Source organism: Brevundimonas phoenicis (assembly GCF_047237745.1).
GTDB lineage: Bacteria > Pseudomonadota > Alphaproteobacteria > Caulobacterales > Caulobacteraceae > Brevundimonas.
Genome location: NZ_JBDFLN010000001.1, coordinates 499,256 through 515,000, shown reverse-complemented (window position 1 = coordinate 515,000; position 15,745 = coordinate 499,256). Strand labels below are relative to the sequence as shown.

Annotated in this window: 13 protein-coding genes (1 of these 13 only partly in view); 12 read left to right on the top strand and 1 reads right to left on the bottom strand. The window is 68.6% G+C overall.

Going from position 1 to position 15,745, the window contains the following annotated elements; translation table 11 throughout:
• The 9 genes in view from ilvD to leuB are tightly spaced (at most 29 nt apart) and all read left to right on the top strand, a layout consistent with a single transcriptional unit that may run on beyond the window.
• On the top strand, positions 1 to 459 hold the final stretch of the coding sequence (gene ilvD / locus ABC419_RS02475) for a dihydroxy-acid dehydratase (protein WP_412876468.1). The gene continues 1,284 nt to the left of window position 1, outside the view; the window shows 459 of its 1,743 coding nt (coding positions 1,285-1,743); the start codon falls outside the window, past its left edge; it ends in the stop codon at positions 457 to 459.
• A gap of 12 nt (positions 460 to 471) precedes the next feature.
• The gene (gene ilvC / locus ABC419_RS02470; RefSeq protein ID WP_346529695.1) at positions 472 to 1,485 is read left to right on the top strand and encodes a ketol-acid reductoisomerase; all 1,014 of its coding nucleotides are present in this window, start codon (positions 472 to 474) and stop codon (positions 1,483 to 1,485) included.
• A 29-nt stretch (positions 1,486 to 1,514) separates the two neighbouring features.
• Positions 1,515 to 3,221: an acetolactate synthase 2 catalytic subunit gene (gene ilvG, locus ABC419_RS02465; RefSeq protein ID WP_412876469.1), complete on the top strand. Its 1,707-nt coding sequence runs from the start codon at positions 1,515 to 1,517 to the stop codon at positions 3,219 to 3,221.
• A gap of 2 nt (positions 3,222 to 3,223) precedes the next feature.
• Positions 3,224 to 3,475, top strand: coding sequence for an ACT domain-containing protein (locus tag ABC419_RS02460; RefSeq protein WP_412876470.1), 252 nt, complete (start codon positions 3,224 to 3,226; stop codon positions 3,473 to 3,475).
• Entirely contained in the window at positions 3,475 to 4,722 is a 1,248-nt protein-coding gene (locus tag ABC419_RS02455) for a 2-isopropylmalate synthase (RefSeq protein ID WP_412876471.1), read from the top strand. Before ABC419_RS02460 ends, ABC419_RS02455 begins: the two co-directional genes overlap by 1 nt.
• The gene (locus tag ABC419_RS02450; protein WP_412876472.1) at positions 4,706 to 5,680 is read left to right on the top strand and encodes a branched-chain amino acid transaminase; all 975 of its coding nucleotides are present in this window, start codon (positions 4,706 to 4,708) and stop codon (positions 5,678 to 5,680) included. Before ABC419_RS02455 ends, ABC419_RS02450 begins: the two co-directional genes overlap by 17 nt.
• Positions 5,667 to 7,121, top strand: a complete 1,455-nt coding sequence (gene leuC / locus ABC419_RS02445) for a 3-isopropylmalate dehydratase large subunit (protein ID WP_412876473.1) — start codon at positions 5,667 to 5,669, stop codon at positions 7,119 to 7,121. The genes ABC419_RS02450 and leuC overlap by 14 nt, the downstream gene beginning before the upstream one ends.
• Entirely contained in the window at positions 7,114 to 7,719 is a 606-nt protein-coding gene (gene leuD / locus ABC419_RS02440; RefSeq protein ID WP_412876474.1) for a 3-isopropylmalate dehydratase small subunit, read from the top strand. The genes leuC and leuD overlap by 8 nt, the downstream gene beginning before the upstream one ends.
• A complete protein-coding gene (leuB, locus tag ABC419_RS02435; RefSeq protein ID WP_412876475.1) occupies positions 7,716 to 8,822 on the top strand; it encodes a 3-isopropylmalate dehydrogenase in 1,107 nt (368 codons plus the stop codon). Before leuD ends, leuB begins: the two co-directional genes overlap by 4 nt.
• A gap of 53 nt (positions 8,823 to 8,875) precedes the next feature.
• On the opposite strand, the gene ABC419_RS02430 is transcribed toward leuB, so the two are convergent.
• Positions 8,876 to 9,469, bottom strand: a complete 594-nt coding sequence (locus ABC419_RS02430) for a TetR/AcrR family transcriptional regulator (protein WP_200168355.1) — start codon at positions 9,467 to 9,469, stop codon at positions 8,876 to 8,878.
• A gap of 161 nt (positions 9,470 to 9,630) precedes the next feature.
• Here ABC419_RS02430 and ABC419_RS02425 point away from each other — a divergent pair, with 161 nt between their 5' ends.
• From ABC419_RS02425 to ABC419_RS02415, 3 genes are read left to right on the top strand one after another with little or no spacing between them, the layout of a single operon-like run.
• Positions 9,631 to 10,818: an efflux RND transporter periplasmic adaptor subunit gene (locus ABC419_RS02425; protein WP_087141591.1), complete on the top strand. Its 1,188-nt coding sequence runs from the start codon at positions 9,631 to 9,633 to the stop codon at positions 10,816 to 10,818.
• A gap of 30 nt (positions 10,819 to 10,848) precedes the next feature.
• Positions 10,849 to 14,118, top strand: coding sequence for an efflux RND transporter permease subunit (locus tag ABC419_RS02420; RefSeq protein ID WP_412876476.1), 3,270 nt, complete (start codon positions 10,849 to 10,851; stop codon positions 14,116 to 14,118).
• Between the two features lies 1 nt (position 14,119).
• Positions 14,120 to 15,559 carry an efflux transporter outer membrane subunit gene (locus ABC419_RS02415; RefSeq protein WP_412876477.1) on the top strand — a complete coding sequence of 480 codons (1,440 nt, stop codon included), beginning with the start codon at positions 14,120 to 14,122 and terminating at the stop codon, positions 15,557 to 15,559.
• The last annotated feature ends 186 nt before the right edge of the window (positions 15,560 to 15,745 follow it).

Sequence of the window (15,745 nt, the reverse complement as noted above, 5' to 3'; positions counted from 1 at the left end):
GGCTCGGTCGGCGAAGGCGACGTCATCATCATCCGCTACGAGGGCCCCAAGGGCGGGCCCGGCATGCGCGAGATGCTGCAGGTCACCGCCGCCCTGAAGGGCCGCAAGGTCGAGAACGTCGCCCTGCTGACCGACGGCCGCTTCTCGGGCGCCTCCTACGGCTTCGTCGCCGGCCACGTCTCGCCCGAGGCGGCGGCGGGCGGCCCCATCGCTCTCATTCGCGATGGCGATCCGATCGTCATCGACGTCACCAACCGAAGGATCGATGTGCTCGTCGATCTGGAGGCGCGCCGGGCGGACTTCGCCCCCAACCGGATCCGCCCGGCGCAAGGCGTCTTCGCGAAATACCGCGCCGCCGTCGCCTCCGCCTCGCAAGGGGCCGTGACCATTCCCAATCCGCCGCCGGCCCAGATCCCCGCTGATCTGGCCGCCCGCTCCACTGAAACCGCCGCTTCTTAAGGACGTCCTCCCATGGCCATCACCATCTACACCAATGAAGACATCAAGCCGGGCGCCATCGCCGGGCAACGCATCGCCGTCATCGGCTACGGCTCGCAGGGCCGCGCCCACGCCCAGAACCTGAAGGATTCGGGTCACGACGTGATCGTCGGCGTTCGCCACGGCGGCACGGGCTGGAAGCACGCGACCGAAGACGGCCTGGCCACCGCCGAGCCCGCCGAAGCGGTCAAGGACGCCGACATCATCGCCATCCTGACGCCCGACATGATCCAGAACGAGATCTATCGCGACGTCATCGAACCGAACGCCAAGCCCGGTTCGGCCCTGCTGTTCGCGCACGGCTTCTCGATCATCTACGGCCGCATCACCCCGCGCGACGACATGGACGTCATTCTGGTGGCGCCCAAGGGGCCGGGCGATCTGGTCCGTCGTGAGTTCGCGCGCGGTCGCGGCGTCCCCTCCCTGTTCGCCATCGAAAAGGACGCGACCGGCAAGGCGCGCGATCGCGCCATGGGCTACGCCAAGGGCATCGGCGGGGCGACCGGCGGCCTGCTGGAGACCTCGTTCCGCGAAGAGACCGAGACCGACCTGTTCGGCGAACAGGCCGTCCTGTGCGGCGGCGCCAAGGAACTGGTCATCCAGGGCTTCAACACCCTGGTCGAGGCCGGCTACCAGCCCGAGATCGCCTATTTCGAATGCCTGCACGAGCTGAAGCTGATCGTGGACCTGTTCTACGAAGGCGGCATCTCCAAGATGCACCACTTCATCTCGGAAACGGCCAAATGGGGCGCCGTCGCCTCGGGCCCGCGCGTCATCACCGACGAGACCCGCGCCCGCATGAAGACCATTCTGGACGAGATCCAGAGCGGCCAGTTCGCGCGTGAATGGATCGCCGAGAACGAGGCGGGCAAGCCGAAATACGAGGCCCTGCTGACCGAGGATCGCGCCAGCCAGATCGAACAGGTCGGTGCCCGTCTGCGCGACCGCATGGCCTGGCTGCAGACGGCCAAACAGGCCGCCGCCTGAACCTCTATATATAAAGAGAGACTGATCCGATGAGCGCCGCCGCGCCCGCCCTGAAAACACCCCCCGCCCCGGCCGTCATGACCGGCGCGCGCCTGCTTGTCTCTAGCCTGGAGCGGATGGGCGTAGAGGTCGTGTTCGGCTATCCCGGCGGCGCCATCATGCCGATCTACGACGCCCTGACCGGCTCGTCGCTGAAGCACATCCTGGTCCGCCACGAACAGGCCGCCGCCTTCGCCGCCGACGCCTATGCGCGCCTGAGCGGCCGGGTCGGCGTCTGCATGGCGACCTCAGGCCCCGGCGCCACCAATCTGATCACCGGCATCGCCAACGCCATCATGGATTCGGCGCCGATGGTCTGCATCACCGGCAATGTCTCCCAAGGGGTCATGGGCACCGACGCCTTCCAGGAGATCGACATCCTGGGCGTCACCCTGCCGATCGTGAAACACTCCATCCTGGTCCGTGACGCGGCCGAGATCCCGGCCGCCATCGAACAGGCATTCCACATCGCCGCCTCGGGCCGCCCCGGCCCGGTACTGGTCGACCTCCCCAAGGATGTCCAGTTCGCCGAAACGGCCGCCCCCTTCGGCTTCAACATTCCCAATGAGACGACGCAGGCCGACCCCGACGCCATCGCCGAGGCCGAGCGCTTCATCCGCGCCGCCCAGCGCCCGCTGATCTACATCGGCGGCGGGGTGAAGATCGGTCGCGCGACCGAAGCCCTGCGCGCCTTCGCCGAGACCACCGGCATCCCCGCCGTCGCCACCCTGAACGCCCTGGGCACAGTGCCGACCGACGCCCCCGGCTTCCTGGGGATGCTGGGGATGCATGGCGCCCGCGCGGCCAATGAATCGGTTCAGGCGTCCGACCTGCTGATCGTCATGGGCGCCCGCTTCGACGACCGCGCCACCGGCAAGCTGGCCGAGTTCGCGCCCCACGCCCGCGTCGTCCACTTCGACGTCGACGCCTCGGAAATCGGCAAGCTGCGCGACACCCACGTCGCCGTCAGCGGCGAGATTCGTCCGGCCATCGAGGCCCTGACCGCGCGCATGAAAGCGGCGCCCCTGGCCATCGACCCGTGGGTCATCCGCTGCGCCTCGGCGGCCGAGCGTCACGCCGCCCGCTATGACGCGCCGGGCGAAAGCGTCTACGCCCCGGCCCTGCTGAAGCAGTTGTCCGAAATGGCCGGCGACCGCTTCGTCGCCGCCTGCGACGTCGGCCAGCATCAGATGTGGGCCGCCCAGCACTGCCGCTTCGCCCGGCCCGAAGCCCACATCACCTCGGGCGGTCTGGGCGCCATGGGCTTCGGCCTGCCCGCCGGTCTGGGCGCCCAGATGGCGGACCCCGAGGCGGTCGTCGTCACCATCGCCGGCGACGGCGGCTTCATGATGAACGTGCAGGAGCTGGCCACCCTGCGCCGCTACGGCGTGCCGCTGAAGATCGTCCTGCTGGACAACTCGTCGCTGGGTCTGGTGCGCCAGTGGCAGGAGCTGTTCTTCGAAGAGAACTATTCCGAGATCGACCTGTCCGACAATCCGGACTTCGTGAAGGTGGCCGAGGCCTTCGGCGTCGAAGCCTTCCGCATCGACCGCCGCGATCAGGTCGAGGCCGGTCTGGCCCGGCTGCTGGCCGCCAAGGGCGCCTGCCTGGCCCACGTCGTCATCGACCCCAAGGAAAACGTCTGGCCGCTGGTGCCGCCGGGCAAGAGCAACGCTGAAATGATGGAAGGCGCATGAAGATGAGCGACACCATTCACATCCAGATCGACCGGGCCGACGGCTCGCTTCAGCGTCTCATCGGCCTGGTGGAGCGCCGCGGCTTCCACATCGACGGCATCAACATGGCCGATGAGGGCGCGATGCGCCGCATCGCCCTGACCGTTCGCGGGCGCGACGCCGCCCGCTCAATCGACAACCTGGGCCGCCAGATCGACCGCCTGTTCGGCGTCGCGCGCATCCAGGCTCAAACCTTCCAGTCCGAGGCCGCGTAATGTCCCGAGTAGAACGCGTATCCAGAACCGCCGAAATTGCGGCGTCCGACCCCAACCGCGTCATCATCTTCGACACCACCCTGCGCGACGGCGAACAGGCGCCCGGCTTCTCCATGTCGGCCGAGGCCAAGCTGAAGATGGGCCATGTCCTGCGCGACCTGGGCGTGGACGTGATCGAGGCCGGCTTCGCCGCCGCCTCTCCGGGCGACGAGGAGTGCATCCGCCGCGTGGCGGGCGAGATCGAGGGCCCGGTCTTCGCCTCCCTGTCGCGCGCCAACGAGAAGGATATCGACGCCTCCTTCCGCGCCCTGGCTCCGGCGCCGAAATCGCATCGTCGCTGCCACGTCTTCCTGGCCACCAGCCCGATCCACCGCTCGGCCAAGCTGCGCATGAGCACCAATGAGGTGCTGGCCACCATCTCGCGCACGGTCGAGTACGCCGCCTCCCTGTTCGACGACGTGGAGTTCTCGGCCGAGGACGCCTTCCGCACCGAGCCGGAGTTCCTGGCCGAGGCCCTGATGGCCGCCGCCGACGCAGGCGCCCAGACGCTGAACGTGCCCGACACCGTCGGCTACGCCACGCCCGAGGAATCGCGTCAGCGCTTCGCCTATCTGGACGGGATCATCCGCCCACGTCACGCCGACATCATCTTTTCGTCCCATGCCCACAACGACCTGGGCCTGGCGGTCGCCAACTCCCTGGCCGCCGTCGAAGGCGGCGCCCGTCAGATCGAAGGCGCTGTCAACGGCATCGGGGAACGCGCCGGCAACGCCTCCATCGAGGAGGTCATCATGGCCCTGCGCACCCGCGCGGACCGCTATGGGGCGACCGTCGCCGCCGAGAGCCGCCATCTGGTGCGCGCCTCCGAGACCCTGCGCGAAGTGACCGAGACGGTCATCGCCCGCAACAAGGCCATCGTCGGCCTGAACGCCTTCGCCCACGAGGCCGGGATCCACCAGCACGGCATGATGGCCGACGCCCGCACCTACGAGATCATGCGTCCCGAGGACGTCGGTTTCGAGGGCAGCTACTTCGTGCTGGGCAAGCATTCCGGCCGCCATGCGGTCGGCAAGCGGGCCGAGGCTCTGGGCCATGTGCTGGAAGGCCAGCGCCTGGCCGACGTCTTCGCCGGCTTCAAGCAACGCGCCGACCAGATCGGCGAAATCAATGACGCGGAACTGACCGCCATCATCGCGGCCGTCACGGCCTCCGCACCACAGGATACGACCTATGCAACCGCTGGCTAAGAACATCTGGATCAACGGCGAACTGACGGCGTGGGAGAAGGCCACGGTTCACGTCATGAGCCACGCCCTGCACTATGGCACCTCGGTGTTCGAGGGCATCCGCGTCTATGACACGCCGAACGGCCCGTGCGGCTTCCGCCTGACCGACCACGTGCGCCGCCTGTTCGACAGCGCGCGCATCTACCACTTCCCCATGCCCTACACCGAGGACGAGCTGGTCCAGGCCTGCAAGGACGTGGTGCGGACCGAGGGCCTGCGCTCGGCCTATCTGCGGCCGCTGGCCTTCCTGGGCGAGTGCGGCATGGGCGTCAGCCCCTCGGCCGAGACGATCCGCAGCGATGTGATGATCTCCGCCTTCGCCTGGGGCGCCTATCTGGGCGAAGAAGCGCTGGAGAAGGGCGTCGACGCCTGCATCTCCAGCTGGAACCGCGTGGCGCCGAACACCGTCCCGGCGGGCGCCAAGGCGGGCGGCAACTATCTGTCCTCCTATCTGATCGGACGCGAGGCCCGCGTGCGCGGCTTCGGCGAGGGCATCGCCCTGGGCGCCGACGGCCTGCTGTCCGAGGGCGCGGGCGAGAACCTGTTCATCGTCAAGGACGGGGTGCTGATGACGCCTCCGGCCGCCGCTTCCATCCTGCAGGGCATCACCCGCGACAGCGTGATGAAGTTGGCGCGCGGCCTGGGCTATGAGGCGCGCGAACAGGTGCTGCCGCGCGAAGCCCTCTATGTCGCCGACGAGGTCTTCATGACCGGCACGGCGGCCGAGATCACCCCCGTCCGCTCCATCGACGGCATCATGACCCGCGCAGGCGGCCCCGGCCCGGTCACCAAGGCGGTCAACAAGGCCTTCCGCGGCCTGTTCGACGGCACGACGCCCGACCGCTTCGGCTGGCTGGAGCCCATCGGCGAGGCTGAAAACGCCGCCCCGGCGAAGGAGCGCGCGCATGAGCCAGCCTAAGACCCTGTATCAGAAGGTGTGGGACCGGCACGTCGTCGTGCCGGAAACCGCCGAGACGCCGGGCGTCATGTATGTGGACCTGCATCTGGTTCACGAAGTCACCTCGCCCCAAGCCTTCTCCGAGATCGAGGCGCGCGGGCTGAAGGTCCGCCGCCCCGACCGCACCTTCGCCACACTGGACCACTCGACCCCCACCCTGCCCGCCGGGCCGGATGGGAAACGTCCCTACGTCACCGAACAGGCGCGGCGTCAGGTCGAGACGCTGGAGGCCAACTGCGCCCGTCACAATGTCAAACTGGCGGGCTGGGGCTCGGACCAGCGCGGCGTCGTCCACGTCATGGGGCCTGAGCTGGGCCTGACCCAGCCGGGCATGACCGTCGTCTGCGGCGACAGCCATACCGCCACCCACGGCGCCTTCGGGGCGCTGGCCTTCGGCATCGGCACCTCGGAAGTCGGCCATGTGCTGGCGACCCAGTGCCTGCTGCAGCGCCGAGCCAAGGCCATGCGGGTGACCGTCGACGGGCGCCTGCGCCCCGGCGTGTCCGGCAAGGATGTTGCGCTGGCCGTCATCGCCGCCATCGGCTTCGGCGGCGGCGCCGGCTACGTCATCGAATATGCGGGCGAAGCGGTGCGGTCGCTGGACATGGAAGGGCGCATGACCCTGTGCAACATGTCCATCGAGGCGGGCGCGCGCGCCGGCATGATCGCGCCTGATCACGTCACCATCGACTGGCTGCGCGGCCGTCGCCACGTCCCCGCCGACTATGAGGCCGCCGCCGCCGATTGGCTGAGCCTGGCCACCGACCCCGGCGCGGTCTTCGACAAGGAGGTGACGCTGAACGGCGCCGCCATCCGCCCCATGGCCACCTGGGGCACCACCCCCGATGCAGGCGCCCCCGTCGGCGCGCCCGTGCCGCAGCCGCGCTCGGACTCAGACCGCAAGGCCATCGCCTACATGGGCTTCACGGCGGGCGAGGCGACCACCGGCCACAAGGTCGACGTGGTCTTCATCGGCAGCTGCACCAACGGCCGCCTGCCAGACCTGCGCGCCGCCGCCGACGTCCTGCGCGGCCGCAAGGTCCAGCCAGGCGTGCGGATGCTGGTCGTCCCCGGCTCCGAGGCCGTGCGCCGCGACGCCGAGGCGGAAGGTCTGGACAAGGTCTTCACCGAGGCAGGGGCCGAATGGCGCATTCCCGGCTGCTCCATGTGCATCGCCATGAACGGCGATTTCGTCGCTCCCGGCCAACTGGCCGTCTCGACCTCCAACCGCAACTTCGAGGGTCGTCAGGGCAAGGGCGCCCGCACCATCCTGGCCAGCCCCGCCACCGCCGCCGCCACCGCCGTTGCCGGCGTCCTGACCGACCCGCGCGTCTTCCTGGAGCCCCTCCTCAAGCAACCGAGCGCCGCGCGCGCGGCGGTAGGGGAGAAACACCATGTCTGATGCATTCAAGGTTCTGACGTCGAAGACCCTGACCCTAAGCCAGGCCAACATCGACACCGATCAGATCATCCCCGCGCGCTTCCTGACCACCACGACGCGAGAGGGTCTGGGCGCCCACGCCTTCCACGACTGGCGCTATGAGGCCGACGGCTCGCCCAAGCCCGAGGCGGTGCTGAACCGCATCGACCCGACCGAACAGCGCATCCTGCTGGCGGGGCCGAACTTCGCCTGCGGCTCGTCGCGCGAACACGCGCCGTGGGCCTTACTGGACTACGGCTTCCGGGCGGTGATCTCGACCGAAATCGCCGACATCTTCACCTCCAACGCCCTGAAGAACGGCCTGCTGCCCATCGTCGTCGATCAGGCGACCTGGGACGACCTGGCCGCCCATCCGGAGCAGGCCGTCACCATCGACCTGAAAGCCGGCGAAATCCGTCGCGGCAACGTCGCCCCCGTCCCCTTCACGGTCGAGGCCTTCGCCCGCCAGTGCCTGCTCGACGGCGTCGACACCCTCGGCTGGCTTCAGTCCAAGCTGCCCTACATCACCTCCTTCGAACGCCTGAAGAACGACGCCCGCCAGCCGGAGACCGCCCGATGACCATCCCCGCCCCCCGCACCTTCAACATCGTCGTCCTGCCAGGAGACGGCGTCGGTCCCGAGGTCGCCCTGGCGGCCGAACGGGTGCTGACCTGCATCGGCGACATCTACGGCCATCGTTTCGAGTTCGCCGAGCACCTGATCGGCGGCGCCGCCATCGACGCGACCGGCGAGGCTCTGCCCGAAGAAACCAAGGCCGCCTGTCTGGCCTCCGACGCCGTCCTGCTGGGCGCGGTCGGCGGGCCCAAATGGGACGGCGCTGAGGTCCGCCCGGAACAGGGCCTGCTGGCTATCCGCAAGGCCATGGGCCTGTACGCCAACCTGCGGCCCTTGCAGGTCTCGCCCGTCCTGGCCCACCGCTCGCCGTTGAAAAAGGAGATCGTCGAGGGCGTGGATCTGATCGTCTTCCGCGAGCTGACCAGCGGCGTCTATTTCGGCCAGAAGACCCGCACCGAGACCAGCGCCTCTGACCTGTGCGTCTATACAGTCGAGGAGATCGAGCGTGTCGCCCGCGCCGCCTTCCAGGCCGCCCAGCAACGCCGCGGCAAGGTGACGTCGGTCGACAAGGCCAATGTCATGGAGACCAGCCGCCTGTGGCGCGAGGTCGTGACCCGCATCCACGCCGAGGAATATCCGCAGATCACCCTGGAACACGCCCTGGTCGACTCCATGGCCATGCATCTGATCCGCAAACCGCGCGACTACGACGTCATCCTGACCGAGAACATGTTCGGCGACATCCTGTCGGACGAGATCTCGGTGCTGGGCGGCTCCATCGGCCTGCTGCCTTCGGCCTCGCTGGGCGCGGACGGTCCCGGCCTGTTCGAGCCGATCCACGGCTCGGCGCCCGACATCGCCGGACAGGATCTGGCCAATCCGGTCGGCATGGTGCTGTCGGCGGCCATGATGCTGCGCCACAGCTTCGATCTGGAGGATGAGGCCGACTCCATCGAGGCGGCGGTCGCGGCCGTCCTGGCCTCGGGCGCGGTCACCGCCGACCTGGGCGGGCCGCTGGGCACGGTGTCGGCCACCCGCGCCATCGTCGACGCCATCCGCGCCATCCACTGGGCGGCGGCGCGCCATGTGCCGATGCACTGGGCCTAGACGACATCTATAATAGGAGACGAGAGGCGGGCTGCGGTCCGCCTCTTTTCAATTCAGCCGTCGATCAGACCCTGAAGCGCCTTGGCCATGCGGTCGCGCAGGCGGTCCCGCTGCTCGTCCGTCAGGGCGGAGAAGCCGTCCGACAGTTCACGGCCGATGGCCATGCCCATGATCAGGCCGGACGCCAGGCGCGCCCGCACGGCCGCGTCCTCGCCGCCGATCCACTGGGTCAGGGGATCAAAGAAGCGGTTGTTCGCCGTGCGCTGCACCACGTCCATCGCCTTGGTTGAACCGATCGAGCGCAACAGGATCAGCAGGCCGCGCATCTTCTCGCCGGTCGGATCGGCGTCACAACGGGCCGCCTCGCCAAAGACGACTTCCGTGGCCAGGCGCTGACCGAAATCGGCGCGGTCGCCCTCCATCAGGTCGCGTCCGTTCTTGCAGCTGTCCAGCACGGACAGGAAGAGATCTTCCTTCGAACCGAAGTAGCGGCTGATCAGCGCCGCATCGACGCCGACGTCGCGCGCCACGTCGCGCATGCCGACATCATCATAGCTTTCCGCGCAAAAGCGTTCGCGCGCCGCCTCCAGGATGGCCTGGCGGGTGGCGTTGGCGTTACGCGGGCGGGGGACGTCGCACAGGACCAATTGGTCGCACTCCAATAAACCTTACCGGCTATATGGCCTTGTCATCAGGCGTTGACAAGCGCGGCTTTCGTCGTCTTTAAGTCAGCCGGTGTTGACTGGACGCATCCTCCCCAAAGAGCGACAGTCTCTCTGATCACGTTACTCCCAAGGAGATTGCGCCGATGCGCACGGTTAAGATCGCGGCCGCGTCCGCTTTGATGGCGGCCGCCCTCTATGGCTGCTCCAAGGGACAGGAAGCGCCCGCCCAGGGCGCGCCGCCCGTCACGGTGGCCGCCCCCCTGTCGCAACAGGTCGTCGATTGGGACGAATTCACGGGTCGCTTCGAGGCGCCCCGTTCGGTCGACGTGCGCGCGCGCGTCGGCGGCTACATCCAGTCGGTCCACTTCAAGGACGGCGACTTCGTGCGTCAGGGCCAACCCCTGTTCACCCTGGACCCGCGTCCGGCCCAGGCCGCCCTGGCCTCGGCTCGCGCCCAACTGGCCCAGGGTCAGGCGCAACTGACGCTGGCCCGCACGGAACTGACCCGCGCCGAGGGCCTGCTGGCCTCGCAGGCCGTGTCTCAGGCCGAGGTCGACTCCAAGCGCGGCGCCGTCCAGACCGCTGAAGCCGCCGTGGCCGCCGCCAACGCCGCCATTCGCGCCCGTCAGCTGGACGTCGAGTTCACCCGCGTCACCGCCCCGATCTCGGGCCGCGTGTCCGACCGCCGGGTCGATCCGGGCAACCTGATCGGCGGCGGTTCGTCGGCCGGCGACGTACTGACGACCATCGTCTCGTCCTCGCCGATCTACTTCGTCTTTGACGGCTCCGAAGCCCTGGCGCTGAAGTATCAGCGCGACGCCCGCAACGGCTCGGCCCCGATCCGCATCCGCCTGCAGGACGAGACCAGCTATGACCGCACCGGCACGCTGGACTTCACCGACAACGCCATCGACGCTTCCTCGGGCACCATCCGCCTGCGCGCCGTGGTGCAGAACGCCGACGGCTTCCTGAAGCCCGGCATGTTCGGTCACGCCCAACTGGCGGGCTCGGGCGGCTATGCGGCCATGCTGGTGCCGGATTCCGCCGTCGTCACCGACGGCCCGCGCAAGGTGGTCTATGTCGTCGCCAAGGACGGCACGGTCGGCGCCAAGCCGGTCCAGCTGGGCCCCCTGGCCAACGGTCTGCGCGTCGTGCGCACGGGCCTGACGCCGGACGACCGGGTCATCATCAACGGCCTTCAGCGCGCCCGTCCGGGCCAGAAGGTCACCGCCCAGAACGGAACCATCAAGGCCGAGCAAACCAAGACCGACGCGCCCGTGACCACGGCGCCGGTCGCTTCGTCCGCCACCTTCGTCGCCAGCGCCGGCTGAGGAGGGGGCTCACGAGCCGGAACCTGATTCATGAACATATCCCGCTTCTTCATCGACCGACCGATCTTCGCGATCGTGATCTCGGTCTTCATCACCCTGATCGGCGCCTTCGCCATGCCGATGCTGCCGCTGGCGCAGTATCCGGACATCGCGCCGCCGACGATCAGCGTGACCGCCTCCTACGCCGGCGCCTCGGCTGAAACCCTCTCCGAAACGGTCGCCGCGCCGCTGGAGCAGGAGATCAACGGCGTCGAGAACATGCTCTACATGACCTCGTCGTCCACCTCGGATGGCCGGGTCTCCGTGACCGTGACCTTCCAGCCGGGCACCGATCTCGACACCGCCCAGGTGCTGGTCCAGAACCGGGTCGCCCTGGCCGAGCCGCGCCTTCCGGCGCAGGTCCGTCAGGTCGGCGTGGTCGTCAACAAGGAGTCCTCAGGCTTCCTGATGCTGGCCTCGCTGACGTCCGACGATCCCGGCATCGACAGCGACTACCTGGGCAACATGGCCCAATCGACGATCCGCGACCGCCTGCTGCGGATCGACGGCGTCGGCGGCATCCAGGTCTTCGGCGGCGGTAACTACTCCATGCGCATCTGGATCGATCCGGCCAAGGCGGCCGCACGCGACCTGACCGCGCCTGAAATCGTGGCCGCCCTGCAGGCCCAGAACGTCCAGGCCGCCGGCGGTTCAATCGGCCAGCCCCCCTTCCCGACCAACGCCGCCGCCTTCGAGCTGCCGGTCCAGGTCGAGGGTCGTCTGTCGGCCCCGGAAGAGTTCGGCAAGGTCGTGCTCAAGACCGACGCTCAAGGGCGCGTGACCCGCGTCAGCGACATCGCCCGCATCGAACTCGGCTCGGAAATCTACGGCGTCGAAGGCTACTTCAACGGCCAGCGCGGCGTCGGCGTCGCCGTCATCCAGCAACCCGGCTCCAACGCCCTGTCGACCGCCGAGGCCGTCATCGCCGAGCTGGACGCCATCAAGGCCGGCTTCCCGCCCGGCGTGAAATACGCCATCCCCTATAACCCCACGGAATACGTCGCCGCCTCGGTTTCGGCCGTGGAGCACGTGCTGGTCGAAGCCGTCTTCCTGGTGATGATCGTCATCCTGGTCTTCCTGCAGACCTGGCGTGCGGCCATCATCCCGATCATCGCCATCCCGGTGGCCCTGGTCGGCACCTTCGCGGTGCAGCTGGCCCTGGGCTATTCGATCAACTCCCTGTCGCTGTTCGCCCTGGTTCTGGCCGTCGGCATCGTCGTCGACGACGCCATCATCGTGGTCGAGAACGTCGAGCGTTACATCCGCGAAGGCCTGACGCCCAAGGAAGCGGCCTATCGGTCGATGCAGGAAGTGTCGGGCGCCCTGATCGCCATCTCCCTGGTGCTGACCTCGGTGTTCGTGCCGACCGCCTTCGTGCCCGGCATTCCCGGCATCTTCTTCCGCCAATTCGCCGTCACCATCGCCTCGGCGACGCTGATCTCGCTGCTGGTGTCGCTGACCCTGTCGCCGGCCCTGGCTGCGCTGCTGCTCAAGCCGCACAAGGATCACGACCAGCACCGCAAGCCGGGCCTGATCGGCACGGTCACCTATTACGTCGGCTGGGCCGGAGCCAAGTTCAACGAAGGCTTCGACTGGGTGTCGGACCGCTACGGCCGCCTGACGGCCAAGCTGATCCGCATGGTCACCATCATGCTCGTCATCTACGCCGCCCTGCTGGCGCTGACGGGCTGGCGCATGGCCGATACGCCCACGGGCTTCATTCCGGCCCAGGACCAGGGCGTGCTGATCGGCGTCGTCCAGCTTCCGCCGGGCGCCTCGCTGGAACGCACCAAGGCCGCCATGAACAAGGCTGTCGAGATCGTCCAGAAGGCCGACGGCGTTCAGGAAGTCACCGCCTTCGCCGGCCTGGACGGCTCCAGCTTCTCGCTGTCGTCCAACGCCGCCACCATGTTCATCAAGCTGAAGGACTATGATGAGCGGACCACGCCCGAACTGGAAGCCTCGGCCCTGGCCGGCGCGCTCAGCGGGGCGACCGGCGTCATCGAGGAAGCCAGCATCTTCATGCTGTCGCCCCCGCCCGTTCAGGGCATGGGCACCGGCTCGGGTTTCAAGATGATGATCCAGGACCGTTCCGGCGCCGGCTTCCAGGCTCTGGAAGGCGCGACCTTCGCCATGATGGGCGCGGCCGCTCAGGCACCGGAGCAGGTGCAGCAGGTGTTCAGCCTCTACAACACCGGCTCGCCGCGCATCGCCGCCGACGTCGACCGCGACAAGGCCCTGTTGATGGGCGTCCAGCCCTCGACCGTGTTCAACACCCTGGGCACCTACCTCGGCTCTACCTACGTCAACGACTTCAACTTCCTGGGCCGCACCTTCCGCGTGACCGCCCAGGCCGAGCCCGCCTATCGCGACGAACTGGCCGACATCGCCAACCTGAAGGTCCGTTCGGCCTCGGGCGGGATGGTGCCGATCGGTTCGGTGGCGACCCTGGCCGACGATTCCGGCCCGGCGCGCGTGGTCCGCTACAACCTGTTCCCGGCTTCGGAACTGCAGGGTGAAGCGGCGCCGGGCGTGTCCACCGGCGACGCCATCGCCACGATGGAAGAGCTGGCGGCCAAGACGCTGCCGGAAGGCTTCAGCTACGAGTGGACCGAAATCGCCCTGCAGGAGAAGCAGGCGGCGGGCGGCGCGACCATCATCTTCATCATGGCGGTGGTGTTCGTCTTCCTGGTGCTGGCCGCTCAGTATGAGGCCTTCACCCTGCCGCTGGCGGTCATCATGATCGTGCCGATGTGTATCCTGGCGGCCATTGTCGGGGTGAACCTGCATGGTCTGGACAACAACATCCTGACCCAGGTCGGCCTGGTGGTCCTGATCGCCCTGGCGGCCAAGAACGCCATCCTGATCGTGGAGTTCGCCAAGCAGGCCGAGGACGAAGAGGGTCTCGACCGTTGGGACGCCGCCGTTCAGGCTGCGCGCCAGCGTCTGCGCCCGATCCTGATGACCTCGTTCGCCTTCATCTTCGGCGTGCTGCCCCTGGCCATCGCCACGGGCCCCGGCTCGGAGATGCAGAACGCCCTGGGCATCGCGGTGGTTTATGGGATGCTGGGGGTGACCTTCTTCGGTCTGATCTTCACCCCGGTCTTCTATGTCATCTGTCGCTGGATGGCGGGCAAGCTGCCCAAGGCGCCGGGCAAGGAGCGCGAGCTCCCGACCAGCTTCGGCTCCACCCCGCACGACCCCTTTGACCCCGACGGCCCGGAACCGGCTCCCGCCGCTCCGCGCCAGGGAGATGCGTAAAATGAACGGCAAACTCCGCACTCTGCTGACCGCCGCGGGGTCGGCCGCCCTGCTCGCCGCCTGCGCGGTGGGCCCCAAGGCGCCGCTCCCCACCCTCCCGGCCGAAGGCCAGGGCGCCTTCGTCGGCTCGCAATCCGCCTCGGTTTCGACCGAGGCGGCCCGCGACGACTGGTGGCGGCTGTATCAGGATCCGACGCTGGACGGCCTGATCCAGCAGGCCCTGACCGAGAACAATGAGCTGGAGGCGGCCGCGGCCAATCTGCGCGCCGTCCGGGCCTCGCTGTCCGAAGCCCGCTCGGGCCGGTTCCCGACCACCACCACCTCGGCCGCCTATAACCACAGCCGGGCCTCGACCGACACCGTGCCGACCGCCGGCGGAGCCAAGCTGCCGGAAGTCGACACCTATGACGTCGGCCTGGACGTCTCCTATGAGATCGACCTGTTCGGCCGGGTGGAGTCCTCCATCCGCGCCGCGCGGGGCGACGTGGCCGCCGCCGCCGCCGCCCTGGAGGTCGTGCGGGTGACCGTCGCGGCCGAAACGGCCCGGGCCTACGCCGACACCTGCTCGGCCAACGCCCAGATCGCCGTGGCCGAGCGGACCATCGACCTACAGGCCAAGACCGTCGACCTGACCCAGCGCCTGCTGGACGGAGGCGCCGGCAACGGCCTGGACGTCGCCCGCGCCCGTGCCGCCCTGGAGCAGACCCGCGCCAGCCTGCCGCCCCTGCGGGCGTCGCGCGACGGCGCCCTGTTCCGCCTGGCCACCCTGACCGGCCGCACTCCGGCCGAGGCCAGCGAAGCGGCTCGCGCCTGCCAGTCGCCGCCCCAGCTGTCGCAACCGATCCCGGTCGGCGACGGCGCGGCGTTGCTGGCTCGCCGTCCCGACGTGCGTCAGGCGGAGGCCCGCCTGTCGGCGGCCGCCGCCCGCGTCAACGTCGCCACCGCCAACCTCTATCCCAGCATCCGCCTGGGCGGGTCGGTGGGTTCGACGGCGCTCGACGCCTCGGACCTGGGCGAGGACGCCAACTTCCGCTTCAGCGTCGGCCCGCTGATCTCCTGGTCCTTCCCCAACGTCTGGGCGGCCCGGGCCCGGATCAAGCAGGCGGACGCCCAGTCGGACGCAGCACTGGCGACCTTCGACCAGACCGTGCTGACGGCGCTGCAGGAAACCGAGACGGCGCTCAGCGCCTACGCCAACGAACTGGACCGCCGCACGGCCCTGCGCACCGCGCGGGATCAGGCGGCCACCGCGGCCCGCCTGTCGCGTCTGCGTTTCGACGCGGGCGCCGACAGCTTCCTGACTGTGCTCGATTCCGAGCGGACCCTGGCCGGCGCCGACGCCGCCTTGGCCGCCTCGGAAGCCCAGGTCACCACCTACCAGATCGGCCTGTTCAAGGCCCTGGCGGGTGGTTGGGAACAGGCTCCCGATCCCGAAGCCTGACCTTCAGCCTCAAGCTGAAACTAGGACGCCCGGCCGGTTCGCCCGCCGGGCGTTTTCTTTGGCGGCTCTTCTGCTGAACCGACGACGATCAGAATATTATTCATAACGACACCGCCAATCCGACACCACAATGAACAATCGTCGCCAACAACTTGGCCTGAACGATGATCTTGCGATAGGGAGGCT

Coding starts and splice junctions, on each gene's coding strand:
- leuB (WP_412876475.1), top strand. CDS start 7,716: ATGACCATCCCCGCCCCCCGCACCTTCAACATCGTCGTCCTGCCAGGA.
- ilvG (WP_412876469.1), top strand. CDS start 1,515: ATGAGCGCCGCCGCGCCCGCCCTGAAAACACCCCCCGCCCCGGCCGTC.
- ABC419_RS02455 (WP_412876471.1), top strand. CDS start 3,475: ATGTCCCGAGTAGAACGCGTATCCAGAACCGCCGAAATTGCGGCGTCC.
- leuC (WP_412876473.1), top strand. CDS start 5,667: ATGAGCCAGCCTAAGACCCTGTATCAGAAGGTGTGGGACCGGCACGTC.
- ABC419_RS02460 (WP_412876470.1), top strand. CDS start 3,224: ATGAGCGACACCATTCACATCCAGATCGACCGGGCCGACGGCTCGCTT.
- ilvC (WP_346529695.1), top strand. CDS start 472: ATGGCCATCACCATCTACACCAATGAAGACATCAAGCCGGGCGCCATC.
- ABC419_RS02450 (WP_412876472.1), top strand. CDS start 4,706: ATGCAACCGCTGGCTAAGAACATCTGGATCAACGGCGAACTGACGGCG.
- ABC419_RS02425 (WP_087141591.1), top strand. CDS start 9,631: ATGCGCACGGTTAAGATCGCGGCCGCGTCCGCTTTGATGGCGGCCGCC.
- ABC419_RS02415 (WP_412876477.1), top strand. CDS start 14,120: ATGAACGGCAAACTCCGCACTCTGCTGACCGCCGCGGGGTCGGCCGCC.
- ABC419_RS02420 (WP_412876476.1), top strand. CDS start 10,849: ATGAACATATCCCGCTTCTTCATCGACCGACCGATCTTCGCGATCGTG.
- leuD (WP_412876474.1), top strand. CDS start 7,114: ATGTCTGATGCATTCAAGGTTCTGACGTCGAAGACCCTGACCCTAAGC.